The sequence below is a fragment of the Halovivax cerinus genome, assembly GCF_024498195.1.
GTDB classification, from domain to species: domain Archaea; phylum Halobacteriota; class Halobacteria; order Halobacteriales; family Natrialbaceae; genus Halovivax; species Halovivax cerinus.
On the sequence record NZ_CP101824.1, the window covers coordinates 3,553,081 to 3,575,191 of the forward strand.

At 66.2% G+C, this 22,111-nt stretch carries 24 protein-coding genes and 1 other RNA gene; 16 read left to right on the top strand and 9 right to left on the bottom strand.

The window, feature by feature from the left end; genetic code table 11:
* Nucleotides 1-1,185 (bottom strand): M24 family metallopeptidase, encoded by a 1,185-nt coding sequence (locus NO366_RS16840; protein WP_256531945.1) that lies wholly within the window; start codon nucleotides 1,183-1,185, stop codon nucleotides 1-3.
* 310 nt (nucleotides 1,186-1,495) lie between these two features.
* Here NO366_RS16840 and NO366_RS16845 point away from each other — a divergent pair, with 310 nt between their 5' ends.
* From NO366_RS16845 to aglJ, 6 genes are all read left to right on the top strand, one after another.
* Nucleotides 1,496-2,749: a hypothetical protein gene (locus tag NO366_RS16845; protein WP_256531946.1), complete on the top strand. Its 1,254-nt coding sequence runs from the start codon at nucleotides 1,496-1,498 to the stop codon at nucleotides 2,747-2,749.
* A 164-nt stretch (nucleotides 2,750-2,913) separates the two neighbouring features.
* A complete protein-coding gene (locus NO366_RS16850) occupies nucleotides 2,914-3,258 on the top strand; it encodes an ArsR/SmtB family transcription factor (RefSeq protein WP_256531947.1) in 345 nt (114 codons plus the stop codon).
* Complete coding sequence (locus NO366_RS16855; protein WP_256531948.1) at nucleotides 3,258-3,569, top strand: DUF7521 family protein; 312 nt, start codon at nucleotides 3,258-3,260, stop codon at nucleotides 3,567-3,569. The genes NO366_RS16850 and NO366_RS16855 overlap by 1 nt, the downstream gene beginning before the upstream one ends.
* Before the next feature lie 165 nt (nucleotides 3,570-3,734).
* Nucleotides 3,735-5,063 carry a 3-phosphoshikimate 1-carboxyvinyltransferase gene (aroA, locus tag NO366_RS16860; RefSeq protein ID WP_256531949.1) on the top strand — a complete coding sequence of 443 codons (1,329 nt, stop codon included), beginning with the start codon at nucleotides 3,735-3,737 and terminating at the stop codon, nucleotides 5,061-5,063.
* A gap of 136 nt (nucleotides 5,064-5,199) precedes the next feature.
* Nucleotides 5,200-5,547 carry an amphi-Trp domain-containing protein gene (locus NO366_RS16865; RefSeq protein ID WP_256531950.1) on the top strand — a complete coding sequence of 116 codons (348 nt, stop codon included), beginning with the start codon at nucleotides 5,200-5,202 and terminating at the stop codon, nucleotides 5,545-5,547.
* 209 nt (nucleotides 5,548-5,756) lie between these two features.
* Nucleotides 5,757-6,857, top strand: coding sequence for an S-layer glycoprotein N-glycosyltransferase AglJ (gene aglJ, locus NO366_RS16870; RefSeq protein ID WP_256531951.1), 1,101 nt, complete (start codon nucleotides 5,757-5,759; stop codon nucleotides 6,855-6,857).
* Nucleotides 6,858-6,958: 101 nt separating this feature from the next.
* Here the strand turns inward: aglJ and NO366_RS16875 are convergent, their stop codons facing one another.
* Nucleotides 6,959-7,288, bottom strand: coding sequence for a DUF5789 family protein (locus NO366_RS16875; RefSeq protein ID WP_256531952.1), 330 nt, complete (start codon nucleotides 7,286-7,288; stop codon nucleotides 6,959-6,961).
* Nucleotides 7,289-7,413: 125 nt separating this feature from the next.
* Between NO366_RS16875 and NO366_RS16880 the strand changes: the two genes are divergently transcribed.
* The gene (locus NO366_RS16880; RefSeq protein ID WP_256531953.1) at nucleotides 7,414-7,623 is read left to right on the top strand and encodes a ribbon-helix-helix domain-containing protein; all 210 of its coding nucleotides are present in this window, start codon (nucleotides 7,414-7,416) and stop codon (nucleotides 7,621-7,623) included.
* A gap of 95 nt (nucleotides 7,624-7,718) precedes the next feature.
* Here NO366_RS16880 and NO366_RS16885 read toward each other — a convergent pair whose 3' ends face one another.
* The 3 genes from NO366_RS16885 to NO366_RS16895 form a co-directional block, all read right to left on the bottom strand.
* Nucleotides 7,719-8,180, bottom strand: coding sequence for a JAB/MPN domain protein-containing protein (locus NO366_RS16885; protein ID WP_256531954.1), 462 nt, complete (start codon nucleotides 8,178-8,180; stop codon nucleotides 7,719-7,721).
* Nucleotides 8,181-8,382: 202 nt separating this feature from the next.
* On the bottom strand, nucleotides 8,383-9,363 hold the full coding sequence (locus NO366_RS16890; RefSeq protein ID WP_256531955.1) for a PLP-dependent cysteine synthase family protein: 981 nt from the start codon (nucleotides 9,361-9,363) through the stop codon (nucleotides 8,383-8,385).
* A 67-nt stretch (nucleotides 9,364-9,430) separates the two neighbouring features.
* The gene (locus NO366_RS16895; RefSeq protein ID WP_256531956.1) at nucleotides 9,431-9,808 is read right to left on the bottom strand and encodes a DUF5798 family protein; all 378 of its coding nucleotides are present in this window, start codon (nucleotides 9,806-9,808) and stop codon (nucleotides 9,431-9,433) included.
* A 135-nt stretch (nucleotides 9,809-9,943) separates the two neighbouring features.
* Between NO366_RS16895 and ffs the strand changes: the two genes are divergently transcribed.
* Nucleotides 9,944-10,255: signal recognition particle sRNA (gene ffs, locus NO366_RS16900), an RNA gene on the top strand.
* 405 nt (nucleotides 10,256-10,660) lie between these two features.
* Here ffs and NO366_RS16905 read toward each other — a convergent pair.
* Both NO366_RS16905 and NO366_RS16910 read right to left on the bottom strand, forming a co-directional pair.
* On the bottom strand, nucleotides 10,661-10,909 hold the full coding sequence (locus tag NO366_RS16905) for a YhbY family RNA-binding protein (RefSeq protein WP_256531957.1): 249 nt from the start codon (nucleotides 10,907-10,909) through the stop codon (nucleotides 10,661-10,663).
* 86 nt (nucleotides 10,910-10,995) lie between these two features.
* Entirely contained in the window at nucleotides 10,996-11,277 is a 282-nt protein-coding gene (locus NO366_RS16910) for a ribonuclease P protein component 4 (protein ID WP_256531958.1), read from the bottom strand.
* Nucleotides 11,278-11,708: 431 nt separating this feature from the next.
* On the opposite strand from NO366_RS16910, the gene NO366_RS16915 reads away from it, so the two are divergent.
* The 3 genes from NO366_RS16915 (at nucleotide 11,709) to NO366_RS16925 (ending at nucleotide 16,196) form a co-directional block, all read left to right on the top strand.
* The gene (locus tag NO366_RS16915) at nucleotides 11,709-13,451 is read left to right on the top strand and encodes an ABC transporter substrate-binding protein (RefSeq protein WP_256531959.1); all 1,743 of its coding nucleotides are present in this window, start codon (nucleotides 11,709-11,711) and stop codon (nucleotides 13,449-13,451) included.
* Complete coding sequence (locus tag NO366_RS16920; protein WP_256531960.1) at nucleotides 13,451-14,305, top strand: phosphatase PAP2 family protein; 855 nt, start codon at nucleotides 13,451-13,453, stop codon at nucleotides 14,303-14,305. The genes NO366_RS16915 and NO366_RS16920 overlap by 1 nt, the downstream gene beginning before the upstream one ends.
* 151 nt (nucleotides 14,306-14,456) lie before the next feature.
* A complete protein-coding gene (locus tag NO366_RS16925) occupies nucleotides 14,457-16,196 on the top strand; it encodes an ABC transporter substrate-binding protein (protein WP_256531961.1) in 1,740 nt (579 codons plus the stop codon).
* 203 nt (nucleotides 16,197-16,399) lie between these two features.
* Here NO366_RS16925 and NO366_RS16930 read toward each other — a convergent pair whose 3' ends face one another.
* Both NO366_RS16930 and NO366_RS16935 read right to left on the bottom strand, forming a co-directional pair.
* The gene (locus NO366_RS16930) at nucleotides 16,400-16,762 is read right to left on the bottom strand and encodes a hypothetical protein (RefSeq protein ID WP_256531962.1); all 363 of its coding nucleotides are present in this window, start codon (nucleotides 16,760-16,762) and stop codon (nucleotides 16,400-16,402) included.
* Between the two features lie 87 nt (nucleotides 16,763-16,849).
* The gene (locus NO366_RS16935) at nucleotides 16,850-17,614 is read right to left on the bottom strand and encodes a DUF2797 domain-containing protein (protein ID WP_256531963.1); all 765 of its coding nucleotides are present in this window, start codon (nucleotides 17,612-17,614) and stop codon (nucleotides 16,850-16,852) included.
* 99 nt (nucleotides 17,615-17,713) lie between these two features.
* Here NO366_RS16935 and NO366_RS16940 point away from each other — a divergent pair, with 99 nt between their 5' ends.
* The 5 genes from NO366_RS16940 to NO366_RS16960 all read left to right on the top strand — a co-directional run bounded on the left by NO366_RS16940 (nucleotide 17,714) and on the right by NO366_RS16960 (nucleotide 22,102).
* Nucleotides 17,714-18,046, top strand: a complete 333-nt coding sequence (locus NO366_RS16940; protein ID WP_256531964.1) for a BsuPI-related putative proteinase inhibitor — start codon at nucleotides 17,714-17,716, stop codon at nucleotides 18,044-18,046.
* Between the two features lie 188 nt (nucleotides 18,047-18,234).
* Nucleotides 18,235-18,435 (top strand): hypothetical protein, encoded by a 201-nt coding sequence (locus NO366_RS16945; RefSeq protein ID WP_256531965.1) that lies wholly within the window; start codon nucleotides 18,235-18,237, stop codon nucleotides 18,433-18,435.
* Between the two features lie 237 nt (nucleotides 18,436-18,672).
* A complete protein-coding gene (locus NO366_RS16950; protein ID WP_256531966.1) occupies nucleotides 18,673-19,560 on the top strand; it encodes a sulfurtransferase in 888 nt (295 codons plus the stop codon).
* Nucleotides 19,561-19,883: 323 nt separating this feature from the next.
* Nucleotides 19,884-20,627, top strand: coding sequence for a TetR/AcrR family transcriptional regulator (locus tag NO366_RS16955; RefSeq protein ID WP_256531967.1), 744 nt, complete (start codon nucleotides 19,884-19,886; stop codon nucleotides 20,625-20,627).
* Entirely contained in the window at nucleotides 20,624-22,102 is a 1,479-nt protein-coding gene (locus NO366_RS16960) for an MATE family efflux transporter (protein ID WP_256531968.1), read from the top strand. The genes NO366_RS16955 and NO366_RS16960 overlap by 4 nt, the downstream gene beginning before the upstream one ends.
* Nucleotides 22,103-22,111 lie beyond the last annotated feature (9 nt).

Below are 22,111 nucleotides of genomic sequence, written 5' to 3' on the forward strand. Positions count from 1 at the left end.
TTAGCGCCGGTCTTCGGGTTCGACGTCGATCGGGTAGTCCGTGAGATTCTCGTACCCGTCCTCGGTGACGACGACGAGGTCCTCGATGCGGACGCCGCCGACCTCGGGGTCGTAGATTCCAGGTTCGACCGTGACGACGTGTCCGGGTTCGAGTTCTTCGCCGCCGAACGAGAGACGCGGGCCCTCGTGGATGTCGAGACCGACGCCGTGGCCGGTGCCGTGGATGTAGCCGGTGTCGGTCTCGGGGTCGCTTCGCAGCGTGGCGTAGCCGGCGTCCTCGATCACGTCGCAGACGATTTCGTGGACCTCGTCGCCCGTGACGCCGGGTTCGATGGCGTCGAGGGCGGCCTCGAACGCTTCGTACGTGACGTCGTAGCGTCGCCGGAGCTCGTCCGACGGCTCGCCGCGGACGAAGGTCCGGGTCATGTCGCCGAAGTAGCCCGTCTCCTTGTCGCGCGGGAAGATGTCGATCACGATCGACTCGCCCGCTTTCAGCGGGCCGCTCCCGCGGTCGTGTGGGTCCGCGGCGTCGGCGCCGCAGGCGACGATCGTCTCGTCTAACGCGCAGCCCTCGCGCAGGAGCGTGATCTCGATCTCGGTCGTCACGCGCTCGCTCGTCAACGGCTCACCCTCGTAGTAGAGGACGCCGTCGCGCACCGCTGCGCTCGCGATCAACCCTTCGGCGACGGCCATCGCCCGCTGGTTCGCTGCCTGCGTCTCGTGGATGGCGTCGATCTCGGCACCGGTCTTCGTCGCCCGAATCTCGCCGACGACGTCGTCGGTCTCGACGGTGACGTCGATCCCGTGCTCGCGTAACCCGTCGGCCGTCCCGACGGGGCAGTGCTCGGGTACCGCGATCGACGAAACGTCGTGGGTATCGAGAAAGGCCGCGATCGTCCGGAGCGTGCCCTCGCGGGGGCCGTACTCCGAACGGAGTTCCTGCGCGTCGTAGGCTGCCATGTTGGTCACGGTGTCGGCAGCGGCCTCGCTCTCGGCGCGCCCGTACTCGAGGCCGGAGACGAGGAGGTGGACGCCGTCCTCGGTGACGAGCGTCTGGTACGGATCCGGCGCGTCGAACCCGGAGACGTAGCGCTGGTCTGCATCCTCGCCAGCAGCGTCGACGAGGTACCCGTCCAGGTCGTTCGTCGCGAGGTAGTCTGCTAGTGCCGTCAGATCGTTGCCCATGGACTCGCTCGGTGCGGATGCACCATAACGGTCGGGATTGTGCGCGCACGGGTAGACTCTCGTCGCTCCACACGGGTCGACGACCGCGCCGCTCGGAACGATCTGACGACCCTCGTCGCTCCACACGGGTTGTCGACCACGGTGCTCAGACGACCTGACGTCTCCGGATCCTCGTCGGGTCGCGTTTCTGTGGAGCACGACCCGTCGAATCGACCGGAGAACCAGACAGATTATATAAACGTTCCGGCGGCTTTCCACCTCGCACGGTCGAGGATCCGTTATAGGATGCGGCGTTCGTCTGTCGGAGTAGATGCCATCCCAGGAGACACGGTTCGACCGCCGGTCGCTCCTTCGCCGGGTGAGCGGCGTGACGGCGCTCGGTACGAGTCTCGGACTCGCCGGGTGTCTCTCGTCGCTACCGACGATGGGGCAACGAATTACCTACGCGGACGTCGACGTTCCAGCGCCCGGAGAGCCGGTCTACCGCGAGTGGATTCCGGCCCCACTCGAGACGGACGAGTACGAGTGGGACGAACTGATCGACCTGTATCTCACCCCGCCCACGCTGACCGACGGCCAGGTCGACGCTCGCTCACTCCTCCACCTTCAGGACCGGGTCATCCGCCCGCGAGTGGCGTACGTCGGCGTCGGGTTCGAAAACTACGAGAGGACGTTTACGATCGGGCCGGTTACCGTCGCGCTCGGTGCATTCGATCCGGCGGACGTCCACGAGACAGTTCTCGGGATGGGCTACGAACGCCTCGAATCCGACAGGTACGACCTGTTCGGCAGAACGGATACAGGGGGCGTCCTCTGCGTCCTCGACGGGGCGATCGTCTCCGGTCGCGACCCCGATTCGCGACCGGCGGTCGAGGCCGTCGCCGATGCCGGGACGGGCCGGCGAAATCGCCTCCACGAGGTCGACGACGGGTTCGACGCGATCTCGTCGACCGTCGGGTCCCAGCCGGGCATCATGTTCGTCACCGACGTCGGGGAGATGCACGTCCTCGGGTTGGACGGTGCCGATGTACAGAAAGCGGCCGCGGCGACTACCTTCGACGACGAGTACGTCTACTACCAGTACGTCCAGACGTTCGCCGAGAAGATCGACCTCACCGAACGGCGCGTCCGGGATCGCATCGAGCACGAAGATGAGACGCTCGACGCCTCACAGGTCGACGTCGTGATTCGGGGGAACCTGGCCACGATCTCGATGAAACACGCCATCGACGACCTGTCCGTGGACACCCCAGAGACGGTGTCACCACCTCAGATCTCCTGGTGGTTCGACCACGATCCGGACGACGAGACGCTGACAATCGACCATCGCGGGGGCGAGACGGTCGACGCGGACGAGCTCGTCGTGGGGTACGGTAGTGGAGCCAACATTCGAGAGCCCTTCGACCGGCAATTTTCGTCCGTCACCGGGACCGTCGCTCCCGGCGACTCGATCACGGTCGACGTGAGCGGACGGGGAGATAGGGACCGGGTATCCCTGGTCTTTCACCCTGGGAATCGTAGATCGCGGGTCCGAATCGGCGTATACAGACTCGATACACCGTGAGCACGTCCTCGACAGACGTACAGATGGCACCGGTAGACCGGCGAGAAACTACTGCCCAGGGAACGCCCGTAGAGGGCGCCCCCGGGTGCCGTTTCCGGCCCGGCCTCCAGGTCGACGGACGATCGACCGACACCTTCACGTTACAGATGTCCGATGAGAAACCCGTGAGTGAGGATCCGCCGCTGGAGGTGCTCGTCTCGGTTCTCGACGACGAGTACGCCCGTTCGATCCTCGTAGCCACGTGTACCGAACCCATGTCAGCGACAGAACTCGCCGACCACTGCGACGCCTCGCTGTCGACGATCAGTCGTCGACTCGATCGACTCGAAACGGCGGACCTCGTCCACGAACGCACACGACCACGAGCCGACGGTCACCACGATACGATCTACACGGCGACGCTCGCGGAGATCCGACTCAGACTCGAGGCTGACGGGTTCGAGTTCGACCTCCGTCGACGCGACGAAGACGCGATCGATCGCCTCCAGCGCCTTTGGGGTGATCTCTGATGGTCCTAGACGTTCCGCCGATCCAGTTCGCGGTCGGTGTACTCGCCGTCGGAGCGACGCTGCTGGGCCTCTACATCGGCTACCTCGCCTATCGCGCGATGCGACGACACGAGGATCCGTCGATGTGGTACCTCGCCGTCGGGCTGATCCTCCTGACCGCCGTCACCTACACGACGTCGTTCGTCGGGACGGTGTTGATCAGTCTCCGACTACTCACGCTCCCACAGCAAGACTGGTTCTGGCTCGCCGTTCACGTGTTCCAGTTCGCCGGGCTCGGACTCATCGCGTACGCCCTCCATCGCCGGCCCTGACGGCCTCACAGGAGGGTAAAAACGTCGCATTCTCCCGACAACAGTCGACGGCAGCAGTCGTCCGTCTGGACGCCAACTGAACCGGTATCCGAACGAGCGGCACGCCAAAGCGGCCGGCACCCACCGACATACTCATTTCTCCGGCTCGTGAGTGGCGACGTACGGATGGACGTCACGATCTCGCCGGGGCCGGTCGAGGGTACGGTACGCGCGCCGCCGTCGAAGAGCTATACGCACCGGGCGATCCTCGCCGCCGGCTGTGGCGAGCGCGCCGTCGTCGCGAACCCGCTCTGGAGTGCCGATACCCGGGCCACCGCCCGCGCCGTCGAAGCCTTCGGCGGGAGCGTCGAGCGACGGACGGACGGTGACCTCACGATCGACGGGTTCGACGGAGACCTCGAGGTTCCCGCGGACGTGATCGACTGTGCGAACTCTGGCACGACGATGCGTCTGGTCACCGCCCTCGCGGCCCTCGCCGACGGGACGACGGTCCTGACCGGTGACGAATCGCTCCGATCCAGGCCGCAGGGACCGCTCCTCGACGCGCTCTCCGAACTCGATGCGACGGCCCGTAGTACCCGCGGGAACGGCCAGGCGCCGCTCGTCGTCGACGGGCCGATGGCGGGCGGGACGGTCTCGATCCCGGGCGACGTCTCCTCACAGTACGTGACGGCGCTGCTCGTCGCGGGTAGCCTCACCGCCGCCGGCGTCGACCTGCGCCTCGAAACCGACCTGAAGTCCGCCCCCTACGTCGACGTGACGCGGGAGGTGCTCACCGACTTCGACGTGGAGACGCGCGAGACGGCCGACGGTTTCGCGGTTTCGGGCGGGCAGTCGTACCGCCCAGCCGACGGCACGTACGCCGTCCCGGGCGACTTCTCCTCGATCTCGTACCTCCTCGCGGCGGGCGCCGTGGCCGGCGGGGACGCGGGCGGAGGTACCGCGAGAGCCGAGGGGACGACGCTCGAAATAGCGGGCGCACGGCCGAGCGCCCAGGGCGACACGGCCATCGTCGAGCACGTCGCCGACTTCGGCGCTCCGGTCGAGTGGGATCGCGACGCCGGGACGCTAACCGTCGAACACGCGCCGCTCTCCGGGACCGAGATCTCGGTCGCCGACACGCCGGACTTGCTCCCGACGCTCGCCGTCCTCGGATCGGTCGCCGACGGCGAGACCAGTATCGTCGACGCCGAACACGTCCGATTCAAGGAGACCGATCGGATCGCCGCGATGGCGACCGAACTCGCGAAATTCGGTGTCGAGACGACCGAGGAGCGTGACTCGCTGACCGTCCACGGCGGCGAGTCGACGCTCACCGGGGCGACGGTCGACGGCCACGGCGACCACCGAATCGTCATGGCACTCGCCGTCGCTGCACTGGTCGCAGACGGTGAGACGACGATACACGGCGCCGAGCACGTCGACGTCTCCTTCCCGACCTTCTTCGACGTGCTCGAATCCATCGGTGCAACAGCTGTCGTGGCCGAGATGTGAGCGTGTCGTGGCCGAGATGTGAGCGTGTCGTGGCCGAGACGTGAGCGCCACGTGACGGGCCGGGGCACGTTCAGCTGGACGACTGCCCGTCACACTCACCCTGTACCATTTTACCCGAGAAGCCCGTCCTAGGGCTATGGTCGTACGAACCGACGACAGCCGGGAACTCGGGCGCACGGACGTCGCGGCGCTCTTTCGCGAACTCGCGGACGAGTTCGAGCGGGGCGGTGAGACGGTGTCGATCCCCGTTGGGAACAAGACCGTCGCCTTGCGGCCGCCCGACGAGGTGACGACGGAGGTCGAAGTACTGGAGCGGTCGGGAATGGTCCGCGGCGACCAGGAGCGTCTCCGGCTCGACGTCCGATGGTCGCCCGCCGCGAAAGAGGAGCCCCAACCGGTCGGCGAGGCCGGCGAGCATCGGAACGCTGGCTCGCAACCGAACCGCTCCGATCGGGGCGAATCGGTTGACCACCGCGAGTCCTGATCGACTGGTGCCGTTCGGTCCCGAGCGGGCGACATCCAGCGAGACACTCCCGACGACCGGATCGCGATCACGGAACGTGTCGCACTCAGCCCCTCCCGACACCGTCGACGCCGTCGCGATCTATCGGTCGATGGGGCACGCGGACGCGGAGCCCGACGACGGGGTGGCGACCAGTAGCCTTTTTGGGTCACCGGACCGACGTGCCTCCAATGGTCCCCGAGGCGGCCGAAGCGTACACCCGCGCCGAGCAGTCGGCACCCGAGTCGTCGTCCGACGTTCCACGGTCGTCGGTGTGCGTCCTCATCCCGACGCTCGACGAAGCGTCGACGATCGGCGACATCGTGACCGACTTTCGAGACCGGGGGTTCGACAACGTGCTCGTGATCGACGGCGGATCGAGCGATCGAACGCAGGATATCGCCCGCGACGCGGGCGCTCGCGTCGTCGAACAGTCTGGCGCCGGGAAAGGGCAGGCGATCCGCGAAGCGATGACGTACGTGGAGGTGCCGTACGTCCTCATGCTCGACGGCGACGGGACGTATGATCCGGAGGACGCGAAACGCATGCTAGAGCCGCTCGGAGACGGCTACGAACACGTCATCGGCAACAGGTTCGCCGACATGGAGTCAGGTGCGATGACGCGGCTCAACCGTGTCGGAAACGGGCTCATCAACCGGGCGTTTACGACCATCCACGGGGCGGCGTTCGTCGACATCCTCTCCGGCTACCGGGCCTTCACGGCCGACTCGTTCGAACGCTGTGCCCCCTCGTCCGACGGCTTCACGATCGAGACGGAACTCGCCGTCGAGTGCGTCAAGCAGGGCATCGACACGACCGTCGTCCCGATCAGCTACGCGCCGCGCCCGGACGACTCCGAGACGAACCTCCGGCCCGTTCGAGACGGCGGACGCATCATCGCGTCGATGTACTCCCTCGCGAAGACGAATAACCCCCTCTTTTACTTCGGGAGTCTCGGACTTGCCGGGGTCATCTCCGGCGGGGCGGTCGCGACATTCGTCCTGTACCGGTGGTTCGTCCACGGGATCGGCCACAACATCCTGGCGCTCGTCGGCGCGGCGGCGATCCTGCTCGGCGTCCAGCTCCTGATGTTCGGCGTCCTCTCGGACATGATCGTCTCGTTACACCGCGATCACCGCCGCCGACTCGAGCGGCTCAACCGCCTCGAGACCGCACACGGAACCGATCGGGAACGCTCCGGAGACGAGACGCGGAATAGCCGACACTCCGCGACCGACGCCAGTCAGCGAGACCGATCGAAGCCGACGCGGCCCGGTCGCGATGGCGAGTGAACGCCAGCACACGAGGGAACGCCCGTAGGGGCGAGGTGGTTCATAGTGTCACGTACCGGGACGGTTCGCCTCGTCGCGATAACGCGGGTGTCGCACGGCCGTTAGAAGGGGAGAAGGCTGCGAAGCTGCCCGACGAGCGACGCGCTCCGGTTGGCTCGATACGCCTCGAACACCGGGTGCAACTCGTTCATGAGGTCCTGACGGGAGTCGAAGGCGTCGGCGTCCGTCTCTGCAAGGGCCTCGGAGAACTGGACGGTCGACCCGGAGGCGTCGAACGGGATGGCGGACCCGCCGAGTGCGCGCTCGACCGTCTCCGCCGACGCCGGAAAGTCGAGTTCGGACTCGCGCAGTCGCGCGTCGACGGCCGCGATACCGAATTCGATCGTCTCTGGCTCCCTGTCGTCGCCTCCCTGTGGCGGCCGAACTCCCATACCCGGACGTAGGATCCTCCCGATAAAAAACGCCTGCGCTGCGGGAAGAGCGCACACTGGTTCAGTCGACGGTCGCGATCGCTCGCCGTCGACACGTCTTTGAGAATCGACGGCAATGTGTCGCCATGACCGAGTACACCACGGTCTCGATCCCGAAAGAACTCGCAACGCGCGTCGACGAGACGATCGAGGGAACGAGCTTCACGTCGACGAGCGACCTCGTCCGATTCCTGCTGCGCAGTATCGTCATCCAGCACCAGCGCTCCGGCAAGCTCACCGAGTCGGAGTTCGAAGAGATCGCAGAACAGCTGCGTGGACTCGGCTACCTGGAGTGAGCGCACCGGAGGACCGGACGCCGGATCGGTCGGTGAGGCGTCGGTGACCGGCGTCCCGCCTCGCTCGCCTGTCCGGCCAGTCGACGACCGTCCGGTCAGGATTCGAACGGCCGTTCGGGCGGTTCGGCGTCGATCAGTTCGAGCGGGAGGCGCTCTCCGGATCGATCGAACGCGGCGAGTGAGTCGTCGGCCGGGTTCCACGGCGGGACGGCCACGATGACGACCGCTGCGAGGTCGTCCCGTAGCGTCAGGTCGAGCACGCCGTCCGGGTGGGAGAGAAACCGTCCCTGCGTGTTCCGGTTCGGCGTCGACAGCTCCACGCCGAAGACGTGCGTCAACGAGTTTCCCGGATCGGGTATCAGGTACTCGGCGAAGACGGGTGTCTCGGCCGGGAGTACGGTGGCTTCCTCGCCCTCGAGGTCGCCAGCCGAAACCGTCGAAATCCCCGTCGAGACGCGGTCCGGTTGCGCTTCGCTGGCCAGGTCCAACAGCGCCTCGACCATCCCGGCCGTGGCGTAGACGGTCGGCTCCGTCCCGGTGGAGTCGTCGATTCCCATGACTGTCTACCGTTCGGACCGGGAGACCGTAACCGTTCGCCCGGGACGGAAACCGCTCGCCCGAATCGTCGGTCGCGGTGGCCCGATACGCCTGGGGTACGTGATTCGATGTGGCGATACGTGCGACCGTCGGTCGATAGGCGCACGTGCGCACCCCCTGAGACGGCGTTCGTCGACGAGCGCGTGTCGATGGGTCCCACCCCTAGCCGCTCCACTCCTCGAACGATCGGTAGATTCCCTTCGAGAGATAGCGCTCCGCCGAGTCGGGGAAGACGGTGACGACGGAGTCAGACGGTGTGTCGAGTTCACCGTCGGCGATCCGCTGGGCGACGCGACGGGCGGCGACGCTCGCCGCACCCGAACTCGAGCCGACGAGGTGGCCCTCTTCCGCGGCGAGTCGTTTCAGCTCCTCGTGGGCACGGTCGTCGGAAACCGGGTGGATATCGTCGACGAGATCGGGGTCGAAGAGCTCGTTCGTCGCGGTGTCGTGGGTACCGATCCCTTCGATCTTGTACTCCGCTTCCTCGCGGGGCTCGCCGAGGAACTCGCCGTAGAGCGACCCTTCCGGCTCGACGGCACCGACGTACGTGTCGGGATTTTCCTCGCGGGCGTACCGGGCGATGCCCATCAGCGTGCCCGCCGTACCGCACCCGGCGACGACCGCCCCCACCTCGCCGTCGAGCGCCTCGTAGATCTCCGGACCCGTCGTCTCGTAGTGCGTCTCCGCGTTGAGGGGGTTCGAGAACTGCTGGGGGACGACCGCGTCGTCGAGTTCGTCCGCGAGTTCGTGTGCGCGTTCGATCGCACCGCCCATGCCGTCGTCGGTGGGCGTGTTGATGACTTCGGCGCCGAGCGCGCGCATGAGCTGTTGCTTCTCCACGCTGAACCGCTCGGGGACGACGAACACCGCGTCGAGACCGAGCTGTTCGGCGGCGATGGCGAAGCCGATTCCGGTGTTACCGGCGGTCGGCTCCACGACGGTCCCGCCCTCACCGACGTCCCCGCGCTCCAGCATCCGTTCGACCATGTACGCGCCGATGCGATCTTTGACGCTCGCGCCCGGATTGAACGACTCGAGCTTGGCGTAGATGGAGACCGAGGAGGGCCCGGCCTGGACTTCGACAAGCGGCGTCCGACCCACGGCCTCGAGGACCGAGGACAGTGCGCGATCGTGTTCGGTCATATTGAGGCAACGTTTGCCCCGGGTGATAGCTGTTATTATCCCACCGGAATCACCGACCCGACGCCGGTCAGGCGTTCGATTCTGACGTCGCGTGGGCGTCACCGGTCTCGCCCGCGCCGTCGCCAGACTCGTCCGCGTCGTCGCCAGACTCTCCCGCGTCGTCGCCGCTCTCGCTAGCCGTCGACCCGGTCTCCTCGTCGGCGTCCTCGATTGCCGCCTCCGTCAGAATGGCGTCGACGTCGAGGCCCCGATCCGCCGCGATGGCTTCGAGTAGCGCTCGCTGTTCGGCGACGTCGCCTTCGAGGTCGGTGACCGTGTCGTGCGTCTCGTCGACCGCACCTTCGAGGGTGACGATACGACCCTGGAGTTCCTGGACCTGTTTGTACATCTGTTCGGCCTTCTCCGAGACGAGCTGGATCTTCTTCGCCGTCGAACCAAGTCCCATAGTCGGACGTCGGTCCACACGCAGTTGGTTCTTTCCACTCGCCGCGATGCCGGTTTCAGACGGTCGATCCCGATCGTACAGCCCGCCGAATCGCCGTCCAGACGAAAGGCCCTTAAGTCCCTCCCGCCTACGTAAATTCGGACTAGGTCGGGCAGTTAGGCCCTGCTCGTTACCCGCACTATGGCCTTCAGCGGGGACCGAATACCGTGGGCGTCCGGTCAGCCCGACCGGGGCCCCGGGAGCCAACGTGGAAGCCTCGTCCGTCGGGGACAGCGGTCCGCGATGATCGTCCGCAGGGACGTCCCATCGCGGTTAGCCGGCGACAGCCCATCAGGCGCGGAAGCGAGCAGTGGACCGTCGGACACCTGTCGCTCGCCGGGTCGCGGGGTGGAGGAGGCAACCGGGATTCCCCCGGTCGGAACGCCGGGCAATCGCGACCGTCCACTTCCAACCGAATATACTGCAGAGCGGTAGTTCTGTGCGCCGCGTTTCTCGGTGAAATTTTCACAAGAGCCGGAGGCTCTTTTGGACTGGGCGATTCCAGAGGAATCGCTTGCAGTCGGCGCGTAGCGCCGCCCGACGACAGCGGGGGACTGCGTTCTCTCGAGCAGACGGCGCGCCGCGCCGACAGCCCCGCGAGAGCGGTGGTCCCGCGTCGGTTCGACGAAACGTACTCCTCTCACCGACAGCCGCGCGGTAGGAGTCCCGTCTCACGGGTTCACCGCCCGACCTCCCGCGGCGCTATCGCGCCGCGCGTTCCAGGTCGGTCGTCGGCTCCGTCCGCCGCGTGTCGCTTGCGGTGAACGAGTCGAGCCGACAGTCGTGGGTGTTCTTGCGGCCAGAAGCGGGCGTCTACCGGTACACGACGGCGGTGTGTCCGCGCGTGTCGTGAACGGTTGCGTTCAGGTCCGCCGCCAGTTCACTCGCGAGTTCATCGGTGTCGGTTCCACCGCGGGCGGCGCGCAGGAACTTTACCTTCACCAGATCGCGGTCGTCGAGCTGGGTGTCGAGTTCGTCGACGACGGCGTCGACGCCGCCCTTGCCGACCCAGACGGTGACGTCGAGGTCGTGGGCGCGTTTCGTACGCTCGGTTTCGTCCATGGGTGTGAATTGGCGGCGAACGGTTTCAATGGACCGTCTCGTCGCTGCCACGGCGTTCGTCACTCCGGAACGGATCCGGGTGGCCGTCACGCAGTCTCGTAGGGGTAGCGCGCGTGGTGCCCACACGCACAGGTGATCACGACGTGGCCGTCCTGGAGACGGACGCGAGCGTTGTCGCCCGGTCGGAGGTAGGCGTCACAGGCGTCGCAGGTCGAGCGCGTGAACGAGCGCGGCAAGCGAAGACGATTGCGCTCGGCGATACGGCGTGCGAGGCGAACGTACTCCCGGGCGCGATCGACGTTCCCGTCGGCCGTCGCCTCGGCGGCGAGCGCTTCGAGGCGATCGATCCGTTCCTCGGCGATCGTCACAGCCACACTCGGCGGGGCACGTAAATCGGTGTTTCGTTCCGGCGCGGAGACGACGGCGATGGGCGTGTCTCCGAACGTCACGGCCGACGCGGATGCGACCTGGCCGAAACCACAAGACTCGTAGGTGCGTCGGGAGTAGTGACCCCAATCAATGTCGTCCGACCGCAGGCCGTCAGGTTCACGCCCTCCCCGCGACGGTGAGTCCCGTCTGTGGCACCTGCGCGGACGCGGTCGGTCAGTTAGGGGCGACGAGTCGACGACGCGATCGGCCGGCGACCGGTCGATTCGATGGACGGGCCCGATCGCCGACGGACTGGCTGACGGTGGCCGACGGAGCCGAACCGTCTCGCCGTCTCCCTGTCCACTCGTGGCACGGATCAGTGCCTGTCGTAATGTAATTATAGGGCGAGAAACTTCACAGAGGTAAGAAAATGACCGGGACCGGCGCGCCGTCGCGCGATCGTGTGAACCGGCGGTCGGTTCTCGCAACGGTGGGAACCGGGGCGTCACTGGCGACCGCCGGGTGCGCGGGGCTGTTCTCGCACGTTTCGTCGCTGGACGATCAGCTCTCGGTGACGATAACCACGGTTCCGGACGACGACGATCGACAGAGCAACGGAATCTTCAAATACCTCGAAACGGCGCTGGAGGCCGCCGGCATCGACGTCGGCGTCGAACTGCGAACCACTGCGCAGCTCCAGCAGAAGGTGCTCGTAGACCAGGAGTTCGACATCTTCGTCGCCAGACACCCCGGCTTCAAACACCCGGACGGCCTCTACGAACTGCTTCACTCCCGGTTCGCCTCCGAACCCGGCTGGCAGAATCCGTACGGAGTGACGCATATGGACCTGGACGAGCATCTCGAGGCACAGCGTCACCTCACCGGAGAGGAGCGGACGGCGGCGATCGGTGACGCGCTCGACATCGTTCTCAAAGAGAAACCGTTCGTCCCGGTCTGTGCCCCGTCGACGTATTACGCCGTCAACCCGGAGCAGTTCGGTGGGTGGGACCGACAGACGTTCCGGACGCGCCTGGGGTTCGTCGACCTCGATCCGGCCGACGGGGTCGACGCGTTCACCGGGCTCGTGACCGATTCGAGACCGACCGTGAACCTGAACCCGCTCGCCGTCCAGTACCGTCGAACTGGCGTGTACACGTCGCTGCTGTACGACTCGCTGGCGACCGAGTCGAACGGCGATCTGATACCGTGGCTGGCGAGCGACTGGGAGTGGGCCGACGACCGCGTGACAGCCACCCTCAGGCCGGACGTCACGTTCCACGACGGCGAATCACTCACGGCCACCGACGTCGCGTTCACGTTCGACTTCCTCGAAGATCTCTCGCTCGGCCGGGCGGAGTCGCCGATACCGGCCTCTCGGTTCCGCAGGCACACGTCGACGGTGGAGACCGTCACTCCGGTCGACGACGAAACGGTCGAGATAACCGTCAGCACGAACCGCACCGTCGGCGCGTCGGCTCTCACCGTCCCGATCCTTCCCGAACACGTGTGGCGCCCGATCGTGACGGAGTTAGAGCAAGAGACCGCCTCGACCGGACCGTGGCTCAGAGAGGAACTGCACGCAGAGACGATCCCCCGGACCGGGAGCGGACCGTACCGATTCGACGGCTGGACGCAGGGAGACCAGGTGACGTTCACGCGATTCGACGAGCACTTCGCGATCGACGACCCCGACCTTCCGTCGGCGCCCGTCGACCAGTTACAGGTACAATCGGCGCCCAACGGGTCGACCGCGATCGGACTCGTAGACCGAGGCGACGCCACCGCGCTCGTGACGCCGATCGAATCCCACGTCGTCGGGGAGACCGAATCGACCGAGACCGCCAAACGGATCTCTGATCCGAACTGGGCGTTTTACCAGGTGGGATTCAACACGAGGGAACCCCCGTTCAGCAACTTCAGGTTCAGGCAGGCGGTGGCGTCACTGATCGACCGGGAGTGGCTCGCCTCGGAGGTCTTTCACGGACACGCCCGTCCGATCGCGGTACCCGATATGGAGTCGGCCGCGATCGACGACTACACGTGGAACGGTGCCGACCCGGAGACGCCGTTCGTCGGCACGGACGGCGAAGTCGACGTCGAGGCGGCCCGCGACCTGTTCGAAGTGGCGAGCTACCGATACAACGACGAGGGAGAACTGGTGGTGAACGACTGATGTTCGTGTCGATCCTGGGCCGGGTGTCTCTGGTCGTGACCGCCCTGCTGGTGCTCGGTATCTGGAGAGTCATCGGTTTCGAGACACTGCACCAGGCGCTTCGGGATTGGCGGCCACGGATTCGGTCAGTCCTGCCCGTAACCATCGCTCTCGCACCCGTGTTGATCGTGAACAAACTTGCACGCCAGTCACTCGTCACCATCTCCCAGGAGTACGGACTCCGCGTTGGTGATCTCTTCTACGAGATCGAAGGCGGGTTCATCCTCGTCTTCGAAGTGATCTGGTCGCCGGCGACGACGCACTACTTCTCGTTTATCTACATCTACGGGTACGCGTTCTTGCTCGTGTTCCCGATCGTGATGTACTTCACGCTGCGGGATACGACCACTTTGCGCCGGCTCCTGGGCGCGTACGCACTCAACTACGCGATCGGCGTCACCCTCTACGTGGTCTTTCACGCGTTCGGTCCCCGTCAGTACCTCGGGGGAGAGATCGAGACGATGCTCTATCAGGTCCAGCCGAACGTACAGTACCTGACCAGGGAGATCAATCACTACACGAACGTCTTCCCCTCGTTACACACGTCGCTTTCGGCGACGGTCATGTTGTTCGCCATCGAGTCGCGGTCGGAGTTTCCGGCCTGGACGCCGGTCGCGATCGTCCTCGCAGTCAGCGTCTGGCTCTCGACGATGTACCTCGGGATTCACTGGGCGATCGACGTCCTCGCCGGACTGATACTCGCCGTCGTCTGCGTCGACCTGTCTCACAGGCTGATCGGCCGATTCGACGTCGATCGTCGGCTCGAATCGGTCTACGACTGGATCGCGTCGATCCGCGGCCGCATCGGGGCGTGAGTCGAGAGTGGGACGACCGATCTGGCCGAAGTTCCGGACGAGCGGGTATCGGTTCGCAGTCGCGGGGCAGAGCGGCGGAGACCACCTACCGGCCGACGAGCCGCGTGCGTAATACCCTTATATCTCTCCTGTCGAACGGCAAACGAACTGAATGGATCCCGTAGTTCCCGATACCCCGCTCTCCAGACGGGCACTCCTCGGCGCGGTGACGGCCGGAACGGTGGCGGCCGGTGCCGGCTGTCTGAGCGGCGTCCGAACGTTCCTCAGAGGCGAACCGGTCGACGAGTTCACGTTGTCGGTCGCGAGCGTCGACGAGTCCAGCGATCCACAGGCTGCCTCGGTGGCGGCGATTCTCGAACGCGCCCTCGAAACGGCGGGAATGACCGTCGACCGGACGACCCACTCGCGCGAGGAGTTCTTCCGCCGGATCCTCGTCGACCACGAGTTCGATCTCTTCGTCTGGCGGACGCCGCCCGTTCGCGATCCGGCAGTCCTCTACGAGGCGCTGCACACGCGTTTCGCAGACGAAGCCGGCCTGCAGAATCCGTACGGGTTCACGAACGCCACGTTCGAGTCCACGCTCGATCGACTGCGCGCAGCGTCGGACGGCGACCGCCGACGGGAGACCAGGCGAACGCTCGAATCGTTCGCCGACAACCAACCGTTCACGCCATTGTGTCGCCCGACCGCTAGTCACCTGTCGAACACCGATCGGTTCGCCGGCGTCGGTCGGTACCCACTCGAGGAGCGCTACGCGTACCTCGATATCGAACCCGTCGACGACGCGGAGACGCTCACCATGGTAACGACCGACCCGGACGTGACCCGTTCGTTCAATCCGCTGGGAATCGACCGGCCGCACTGGAACTATCCGACCGAGACGTTGCTCTACGACTCCCTCGCGACGGCGGCTGACGACACGCTCGTTCCGTGGCTGGCAGCGGAGTGGAACTGGTCCGACGGCGCCGCCACCGTCACGTTACGTGCGACTGACTGGCACGATGGCGACACCGTCACCGCGTCCGACGTGGCATTTACCTACGACTTTCTCACGGACACGACCGCTGGAACGGGCGACGTACCGATTCCCGCACCCATCCACAGGGGACTGGCGTCTGCGATCGAAGCCGTCGACGTACTCGATGACCGCCGCCTTCGAATCGTCCCCGCGGGCGGTGCGGCCGCCGCCGAACGAGCGTTCACCGTCCCGATCCTGCCGGAACACATCTGGAGCGAGCGGACGGACCGAACCGGCTTCTTCGAGGTGGATTCGCCCGGCGGGACGACGCGGGCGATCGCCACCGACAACGTGGCGCCGGTCGGCAGCGGGCTCTTCGAGTACGTGTCTCACACCGCAGGACAACGCCTCGAACTCCGGCGAAACGACGAGCACTTTTCGACGACCGAGACGGACCAATCGGCGTCGATCGCGAGGATCGTGGTGACGGTCGCGGACGATTCTGGGGCCGCGATCGACGACGTTCGATCCGGGCGTGCGGACGTGACGCTCTCGGCGCTGGCACCGACGTTCGCCGATTCCTACGCGCCGGCTGACCCGTTCGTCGTCCACAGGCGTCCGAGCGGGTCGATCTATGCCGTCGGATACAACACACGGAGCGCACCCCTCTCGAGCCCGTACGTCCGACGGACGGTCGCGCGATTGCTCGACAAGGCGTGGCTGGTCGAGACCGTCTTCGAGGGAGCCGCCGAACCGATCGCGTCCCCGATCGGCGACCCCTGGCAACCGTCCACACTGGCGTGGGAGTCCGAGGATCCAGTGACGCCGTACCTGGGCGAAGACGGAGAGCTTGACGTTCCGTCGGTCAGGCGAGCGTTCGAGGAACTGGGATACGGCTACGACGACGAGGGCAATCTGCTCGTCGAGGGCTGAGCAGCGGTATCGAGCGTCCCGGCAGTCGACGTCGCACACGCTTGCAGGATCGGCCGGCATCCGCCCACAGAGACGGCCTTCGACTGCGGGACCGTGGCGGCAGGGTCGAGTATCGATGCGTCACGACCGGCCACGATCGACGATACACACCTGCTCGCTGAAAAAACAGCACAGACCGTCCGGCACAGGGCTGACAGCGCCGGTCAGTCGTCTTCGAGCGCGTCAGCGATGCGCTGGAGCTGGCGTGTCGCGTCTCTGACCTCGTCACGAAGCTGTCTGACTTCGCGGACGAGTTCCTCGTCGCCGGCCTCCCCGCCCCGACCACCGCCGCCGGGACCGCCGCCCATCATGCCACCCATCATCTGCGCGAAGGGATTTCCACCGCCCATGCCGCCGCCCATCCCGGGGCCGCCGCCACCGCCGAACGGGCTCTCGGGCGCCTCGCCCTCACCGCCTTCCTGTTCTCGCTTCTCGCGGATCTCTTCGACGCGCTCGCGGAACGACTTCTCTTCGCCGTCGTCGTCAGACTGCTCGTCCGGTGCGTCATCGGGGGAATCGTCCGTCATGTCCGCGGGTTCACTCGCGGGTCGGAAAAGGGTTGTCATGGCGACCGCCTCGTCCGATGCGCAGCGGTAGCGGGCGCTACGGAACGGTCAGTCGGTGGCGAAGGCGCCGAGCGACGACTGCCGATCGGCCGGTTCGCCGTCTGGATCGAGGACGTGTCCGACGAGGTCGCGCAGGTCGACGGCGTACGCCGTTCCGCGTCGGTCGAGGACGAGGAGACGTCCCTTGACGCCGAGGACGGTGCCGGTCGCGATCGTCTCGGTCACCGGACGCGAGGCAAGCGAGAGGCCGTACTCGAACGAGAACCGCTCGATCGGGTCGAACGCCGCGAGCAGTGAGTCCCAGGCGGACTCGTCGACGCGTTCGGAGAGACCAGCGATCTTTCGACCGACGCGGACGCGGTCGGTGAGGTCGGTCGCCAGTTCCGCCTCGATTTCGCGGGCGATACGGCCGTTTCGAACCGTTCGCACGTGGGCTCCGCGGTCCGCCCCTTGCTCTCTGAGGCGCGTTTCGAGGCGTTCGAGGCGTGTCACACCAACCTTGAACGTGTCTGGGGCGAACGCGGCGAGATAGATCGCGTGCTCGTCGTAACAGTCCATCTCGTCCTTGAGGCAGGTACCGGTACACCGTGCGCACACCCACGTCGACGTGTGTGCCTCGCAGTACGGCGTTCCGGCGCGGGTACACGGCACGTGTCGTCCGGACTCGTGGTCGACGACACCCGCGCAATGGCGCTCGCCGAGGCCGAAGTCGATGGTCTCGCCGCGTTCGAGCGACGCCCGAGAGACAGCCCCGCCGTCGCTTACAAGCAGCGACGAGCCCCGGCCCGCCCGTTCGTAGCCCACGATCTGCACGCCGGAGGCTACGCGTCCGCGCGCCAAATGCGTGGCGCTCGGTACGGTTAGGGACAGCAGGAGCAAAGATTTAGGGGAAAGCGTGGCGAATGTCGATCGATGACACTCGAAGGATCACTCGACGCGGCGACAGACGACGACTCCGTCACGTTCACGCTGACCGTCGAGAACACGGGGAGTGAACCCACAACGGCCCAGTTCTCGGACGGCTGTCGGGTTGACGTGGCCGTCTACGACGGTGAGACGGAGATCTGGCGGTACACGGACGGAATGATGTTCATGCAAGTTCTCGGACAGGAGCGGTTCGAGCCCGGCGACCCCCGAACGTTCGAGGTGACGTGGGACGACCCGACTGCCGGGACGTTCACCGCCGTTGGCGAACTCACCGCAACTGACCGTTCGTGTGAGGCGCGGACCGACGTCTCGATCTGAGTCGCCGTCTCCCTCCTTCGAGACCCGGGTCTCGACTCCGTACGAACTCGATGGGCACGATTCCGTCCCCGGCACGGCCGATCTGCGCGACGGGCGCCGGGGCCAACGATCGACCGCTGCACGTCATCGGCGAGCGACGACGGTGAGTGAGGAAAGCATATACGAATCCGGTCCCAGAAACCGGTGGAATGGCGAACGGAATGACGGTCACTGACGTTCTCGAACGAGTTCGCGAGCGACGACGGTCGAAACAGTGCGCCGAGTGCGAGGGCGTCGTCGCGATTCAGGGAATTCGCGGCGAGTATCGATGGACCTGTCTCGAGTGCGAGGCGGTCGGGTTCGGCTACCGATCTCGAACGGCGGCCCGAGCGGCCGTCCGCTCGTCGTAACGGTCCTCACGCTCGGATACAATCGTTCGACGGTCACAGCGTCGGCCGTCGTCTTCGCGGCCTACAACAGGCAACGTTTGTCGCTATCCGCGAGGGCCCACAGGGGCGGTAGATCACGTTCAGGCCCGGCCCGTGAAACCGAACCGGACGCACGGCGACCGGGTCGACGTCATCGCCGACGGCCAAACCGGACGCCACTGTCAGCACTATTTGGCTGGAGGACGTTCGTCGACGTGCATGACGGACCACGACACCGACGCGCTCGTCACAGCAGACTGGGTCGAAGCGCATCTCGACGACTTTCGATCGGACGATCCGGCGTATCGCCTGCTCGAAGTGAACAACCCGACGGTAACCGCCGATTCCGACTACACGCCCTACGAGGACGGCCACATCCCCGGCGCGACCTTCTTCGACTGGGATGCGGACCTGAGCGATGCAGTGACGCGTGACATCCTCGACAAAGACGCGTTCGAGGCGCTCAACAGCGAAGCGGGCATCGCCGAGGACTCGACGGTCGTCTTCTACGGCGGCGGGCGCGTCCCGAACTGGTTCGCGCTCTTTGCCTACTGGGAGTACAAGTACTTCGGCCACGACGACGTCCGCGTGATCGACGGCGGAAAGCCCTACTGGGTCGCAAACGACTACCCACTGACCACGGACGTCACCGAGTTCTCCTCGCAGGAGTACACCGCCTCCGGCCCGTACGAGCACATCCGCGCCTACCGCGAGGACGTCGAGCAGGTCGTCGACGCCGGCCTCCCGCTGGTCGACGTGCGCTCGCCCGAGGAGTTTACCGGCGAGGTCATCGCGCCCGAGGGACTCATGGAGACCGCCCAGCGCGGCGGCCACATCCCCGGCGCGCAGAACGTCCCCACGACGTCCGTGCTGAACGACGACGGCACGTTCAAGAGCCCCGACGAACTCCGCCAACTCTACGCTGACGTCGGCATCGACGAGGACCAGTCCGTCGTGACCTACTGCCGCGTCGGCGAGCGCTCCTCGATCGAGTGGTACGTCCTGGCCGAACTGCTCGGCTTCGACGACGTCCAGAACTACGACGGTTCCTGGACGGAGTGGGGCAACCTCATCCGGCAGCCGATCGAGACCGGCGAGGCCGAATAACGGAACGGTCGCCGGTCGAGTCCGTACTGGCGGTCTGTCCACGCTCTTTGCTCTCTGACGCTCGGTCTCTTGCGCTCACACCCGACGCTGTCGACCGGCTACCGATCGGCCACGCCGAGAGGTGAAATCCCGATCCGGTACTAGACGCCTGCTGCGTCTTCGACGGGTGTCACTGACACGCTTCTACCAGCTCACACGACGCCTCGGACGGGACCGTTCGCACGAACGAGCGGCGGTACCACACAGTACGGCCCGTGTCCCCACGAGTCGATGGCGCCTCGAGCCGAAAGGGGTTTTAGTGTTCCTGACCAACCAGTCAGTCAGTGACCGACGACGCACGCGACGCGATCATGCGCGCGACCTACGAGGCGCTCTGTGCGGAGGGCTACAGCGACCTCACCGCCCAGCGGATCGCCGACCGGACCGAGAAGAGCAAGGCGGCGCTGTTCTACCACTACGACTCCGTCGACGGCCTCCTCGCATCGTTCATCGAATACCTTCTCACCGGCTACGAGCGTCGCGTCGAGGCCCTAGACGGCGTCCCACCGGAAGAGCGACTCGCCGCGTACGTGGAGTGGTGGGTCGACATCTCGCCGGACGAGGGGACCGGCCACCACACGGCGATGCTCGAACTGCGCGCGCAGGCGCCGTACAACGAACTGTTTCAGGAGAGGTTGCGAGAGAGCGACGAGGCGCTGCGGGATACCCTGGTCGATATCCTGACCGACGGCGTCGAGAGCGGTGCCTTCTCCGAGCACGACCCGGAGACTGCGGCCGACTTCCTGCTTGGCGCCTTCGTCGGCGCGAGGATCCGCCACTTCACGCTCGGGCGCGCGGCCTACAGCGAGCGCGCCTACGAGGCCGCCCGAGCGTACATCGAGACCGAAATCCTCGCCCCGGAGACGACGTACCCCGACGAACCGGCCGTCACGTTTCCGCCGGACGAGCGGTTCACGGACGCGGCCGACGGGGACGTATCGGAGGACGGTGAGGACGTGACAGAGAGCGACGACCGACGAGAGACCGCGACGGTCGACTCGGCGGACGACCACGAGGGCACCGAATGAGTTCGGCGACGGATCGCTCGGTCAACGTCACCGACGGCGACCTGTTCAAGCCGCTGATGGTCCTGTCCGCGCCCATCGTCGGCTCACAGGTACTGAACGTCGGCTACAACATGGCCGACACGTTCTGGGTCGGTCGGCTGGGCGGCGACGCGATCGCTGCCCTGTCGTACTCCTGGGCCGTCGTCTTCCTGATGATCAGCGTCGGCGGCGGCCTCACCGTCGCGGGCACGGTCCTCATCGCCCAGAACAAGGGCGCGGGCAACACGGAGCGCGCGAGTCACATCGCCGGCCAGACGCTCGCGTTCGTCACCGTCGTCGCACTGGCGTTCGCGACGGTCGGGTACCTCCTGACGCCGTGGCTCATGCGAATGGTGGGGGCGGACCCGGGCGGCGACGCGTACGCCTACGCCGTCGGGTACACCCGGATCATGTTCGTCGGGATCGCCTTCATGTTCTGGTTCTTCATCTTCGACGCGCTCTCACGGGGCTGGGGCGACACCCGGACGCCGCTGTACCTGATGGCGATCAGCGTCGGACTCAACGTCGTGATCGATCCCATCCTGATCCTCGGGTTCGACGGAAACCCGCTGTTCGCCTGGCTCGGCATGACCGACCTCGAGGCGTCGCTGTACGCCGCGACCGGATTCACCGGCTGGGGCGTCGACGGCGCGGCGATCGCGACGATCGGTTCGCGAGCCGTCGCGGCGGTAATCGGCCTCTTCATGCTCTTCTCGGGGCGTGTCGGGCTCGATCCATCCCTCTCGGACCTGTGGCTCGAACGCGAGACCGTCCGGAAGATCCTGGACATCGGCGCGCCGACCGCCACCGAGCAGGGCGTTCGGGCGTTCGGGATCACCGTTCTGACGGCGATCATCGCGCTGGCCGGGACCGAGGCGGTGGCCGCCTACGGGATCGTCACACGACTCTCGTCGCTGCTGTTCATGCCCGCGCTCGGACTCGCCCGCGGGACCGAAACCGTGGTCGGACAGAACTTAGGGGCCGACCAGGTCGACCGCGCGAAGCGGGCCGTCACGCTGAGTACGATGGTCATCGTCGGTGTTTTCGTCGTGGTCATCGCGATCGCCTATCCCTACGCCGAGGCCATCGCGGGCGTCTTCATCACACCCGACGCCGAGAACGCCGACGTCGTGATCGAGTACGCCGCTGCCTACGTCTTCATCGCCGGCCCGTCGTACGTCTTCCTCGGCGTCTTCCAGATCCTGCTCGGGGGATTACGCGGAAGCGGGTCGACGAAGGCGGCGATGGTCCTCTCCGTACAGGAACTGTGGGTCTGGCGGATCCCGATCGCGGTCGTCGCCGTCGTCGGGTTCCAGATGGGCGTCGTCGGCGTCTGGTACGCCGTCGCCGTCTCGTTCGTCGCCTCGGCGATCGTCACCGGCCTCTGGTTCCTCCGCGGAACCTGGACGGACAACGTCGTCACGGACGACGTCGCGACGCCGCTCGCCGGCGACTGATCGCTTCTG